Here is a 3,078-nt window from a genome sequence, read left to right as displayed (position 1 = left end):
CCCTATCGGATATATACCTCCGGCAGAAGCTGAGGCAAACTACTACCGGCAACTCGCCAGTCAAGCCTCCACGGTGGAGGCATGACTTAAACCAAACAGCCTCCATGAAACCCGGGGCGATTCAGTTCGCCACTTCCTTGCCGGCCCATCCTTCCAACATCCTGGTCTTCCTTGCCGTGGCGCTGGTTTTCATGAATTCGGTGGTCTGGCATTCGTCTTTGGCGCTTGCCTTATCGCGGCCGACCGTTCAACGCGCCTACCTGCGCCACTTTCGCACGCTGAACAAGCTGGCGGGGCTGCTCGTGGGACTGATGGGCCTCAAACTTGTTGTCACCACAATTCAGGAGTTACTGAGCCTGGGAGCTTAGTTCGGCAGCCGCCCCGGGACGCTGGGCGGTGCGGTTTGATGGGGGCGCCACACATCAGCTAATCTAGCGCAACCAGGAGATCCGCAGCATGAAAAAACTCGTCGCCCGTGTCGAAATGCTCATCCATAAACCCGCAAGGCGGGTCTTTGACGCCTTCGTCAAGCCGCGCCTGATCGAAAAGTTCTGGTTGAAGAAGACCAGCGGCCCTCTCGGCAAAGACGTCACCGTGAGGTGGCAGTTTATGGTCGAAGGTGCAAGCGAGACTGCCAAGGTCACTGCCTTCGAGGAAGATGAGCTCATTGTTTTCGATTGGTCGGATGGGGTCTCGGTCAGTTTGAAATTCACGCCGCATGGCAAAGGCAGCACGACCCTGTCCATCGAAGCCAGTGGATTCCACGGCCGTGGTTTGCTTGCGCAGGCGCTCAACGCAACGGAAGGTTTTTCCATCGTGGCATGCGATCTGAAGTCTCTCCTTGAAACAGGGCAGTCGGGCAATATGGTGCGCGACAAGGCCGTTCTCGTAGGCGCATCAAAAACGGATGCCTGAATCTGTCGTCGACCTTTCAGACAGTGAGCGTCGCATCCTTGCCGCATGGAGCGCCGAGTGCGCTGCGCGGTCCCTGCACCTTTTTGAAGCCGAGGTGAGCGACGACCAGCGTCCCCGCTGTGCGATTGCGGCGATCAGGGCGTACGCTGAGGGCGGGAAAAGGGGCGCGGCACTTCGCGCATCCGGTTGGGAGGCTTTGCGGGCTTCCAGACAAGCGCCGGTTGCCAGCGCAGCAGCGGCAGCCAAAGCCGCCGGTTATGCCGCCGCAAGCGCCTATCTTCATGCCCTCGCCAGTCCTCATCAAACCAGGCACATTCTGGCGCCGGCCGCACACACGGCGCTCGCGCTGGAGCTCTTTGCCGGATCGGACGCGAGCGTGGGAGAGAGTGAAATTGTGTGGGCAGCTGACCATGCACCTGAAGCGGTCCGTTGGCTTTTGAAAAAATTTCCAGTGCGCCTACCCGGAAGTACCAGGATGGCCGCACTCGAAAGGCAACTGGATACTGCGCTGCGTGGACAAGGTGGCAAGCCTTGAACTGGGCGTGAACCGGCACATCAAGCTGCAAAAAACAGGAGTCACCCCATGCGCCCAATCGTTATCCAGGCCCTTTTGACCCTGCTGCTGGTCCCGCTCAGTGTCACCGCCCAGTGGACTGACCGAGACGGCAAGCAGCTCGCGCCTACCGAAAGCATGAAAAGTGATGGAAACTTTGGCGTGCAAATTGTCCTGACGGCGGATGACGACGGTTTTCGCAAAAGCTGGCACTCCCCGGCCGCCCCACCGACGCTGCGGACAACAAACACCGTTGCCAGAGGGGCATCGATTTCTGCCATGGTCATTTTTCATGGCTGCACGGCTGGGCTCGGTGGCAAATGTGATGCGGCGGTGACGTTCACCTTGCTCTCGCCGGACGGTAAATCGACGCATGCGGGTGCCGGCCCGCTGTGGGGGCAAGCCCCGGTGCAAGGCAAACTGCTGTTGGCACCGGCCAGCGTGTCCATTGCCTTCGACAAGACCGATGCGCCGGGGCGCTACAAAATTCTGGCGACGGCCACCGACAAGGTGACGGGAAAAAAAGTCCAGCTCAGCGCCCCGTTTACCTTGCAATAGGCAGCCGCCCGCAGCCGCAGCGAGCCGACGTAAAAATCAGCTCTGGCCCTTGCCTACTGTGCGCGGGCAGCTATCAAAAACAGAGCGCTTTTGATGCCGGCCACGGTCAGCAGCAGCGAGCCGAACAGGTGTAATGAGCCGGTGCCCAGGGCCAGCGCGTAACGCTGCTGTTGCAGCATGGCAATCACCTCGGCGGAAAAAGTGGAGAAGGTGGTCAGCGCCCCCAGAAAGCCGGTGACCAGCAAGAGGCGCCAGACCGGGTCCATCTGCGGCATCGATTCAAACGTTGCCACACACACACCAACCAGGTAGCCGCCTATCAGGTTGGCAGCCAGCGTGCCCCATGGCAGCAGACCACCTGGGTTGAGCCACAGGCCCAAACCCCAGCGCGCCAGGGCGCCGACCGAAGCGCCCAGACAGATGGCAACTGCCGAATACATCAGTGGCATGGCGGCGTTGGTCAGCGGCTCATTTGCTGTGGCAGCCAGGTCACGATGCCGGGAAAGGCATACACGATGGCCACGGCGGCGCACATCAGGAAAAACATAGGCAGGGTGACTTTTGCAATCCAGGTCAACTCGCGTCCCGTCATGCCCTGCAGCACAAACAGGTTGAAGCCGACCGGTGGGGTGATTTGTGCCATCTCGACCACCAGCACGATGAAAATGCCAAACCAGATCGGATCAATGCCGGCTTTCTGGATGGTCGGCATGAGGACACCCATGGTCAGGACCACCATGGAGATACCATCGAGAAAGCAGCCCAGCAGTATGAAGAACAGGGCCAGAGCCAGGATCAACTGGCCCTGGCTCAGGCCCAGAGAGCCTATCCATTCGGCCAGATGTCGCGGCAGGCCAATGTAGCCCATCGACAGCGTCAGGAAAGCCGCACCGGCAAGGATCAGCGCGATCATGCAGTACAGGCGCGTGGCGCCCATCAGCGCGTCACGGAAGGTGGCCCAGCTCAGCGAACCCTGCAGAGCCGAGATGACCAGGGCGCCGACAACGCCTATGGCCGCCGCCTCGGTGGCAGTGGCAATGCCGGTGTAGATC

Annotated in this window: 6 protein-coding genes; 4 read left to right on the top strand and 2 right to left on the bottom strand. The window is 60.4% G+C overall.

Annotated features, from left to right (window positions below; genetic code table 11):
* Window positions 1-104 precede the first annotated feature (104 nt).
* From H0W47_RS18525 to H0W47_RS18510, 4 genes are all read left to right on the top strand, one after another.
* Window positions 105-368: a LysE family transporter gene (locus tag H0W47_RS18525; RefSeq protein ID WP_367265434.1), complete on the top strand. Its 264-nt coding sequence runs from the start codon at window positions 105-107 to the stop codon at window positions 366-368.
* An 88-nt stretch (window positions 369-456) separates the two neighbouring features.
* Window positions 457-915, top strand: a complete 459-nt coding sequence (locus H0W47_RS18520) for an SRPBCC domain-containing protein (protein WP_296927073.1) — start codon at window positions 457-459, stop codon at window positions 913-915.
* Window positions 908-1,450 (top strand): putative immunity protein, encoded by a 543-nt coding sequence (locus H0W47_RS18515; RefSeq protein WP_296927071.1) that lies wholly within the window; start codon window positions 908-910, stop codon window positions 1,448-1,450. The genes H0W47_RS18520 and H0W47_RS18515 overlap by 8 nt, the downstream gene beginning before the upstream one ends.
* A 48-nt stretch (window positions 1,451-1,498) precedes the next feature.
* Window positions 1,499-2,026 (top strand): hypothetical protein, encoded by a 528-nt coding sequence (locus H0W47_RS18510; protein ID WP_296927069.1) that lies wholly within the window; start codon window positions 1,499-1,501, stop codon window positions 2,024-2,026.
* A gap of 53 nt (window positions 2,027-2,079) precedes the next feature.
* Here H0W47_RS18510 and crcB read toward each other — a convergent pair whose 3' ends face one another.
* Both crcB and H0W47_RS18500 read right to left on the bottom strand, forming a co-directional pair.
* The gene (gene crcB / locus H0W47_RS18505; RefSeq protein ID WP_296927075.1) at window positions 2,080-2,466 is read right to left on the bottom strand and encodes a fluoride efflux transporter CrcB; all 387 of its coding nucleotides are present in this window, start codon (window positions 2,464-2,466) and stop codon (window positions 2,080-2,082) included.
* Between the two features lie 20 nt (window positions 2,467-2,486).
* Window positions 2,487-3,078, bottom strand: a 592-nt coding sequence (locus tag H0W47_RS18500; RefSeq protein WP_296927067.1) for a TRAP transporter large permease subunit, incomplete at its 5' end; no start/stop codon positions are given.

This window comes from Polaromonas sp. (assembly GCF_013817205.1).
GTDB lineage: Bacteria > Pseudomonadota > Gammaproteobacteria > Burkholderiales > Burkholderiaceae_C > Polaromonas.
The sequence above is the reverse complement of the archived record's forward strand: the minus strand, read 5'-3'. Positions and strand labels throughout refer to the sequence as shown.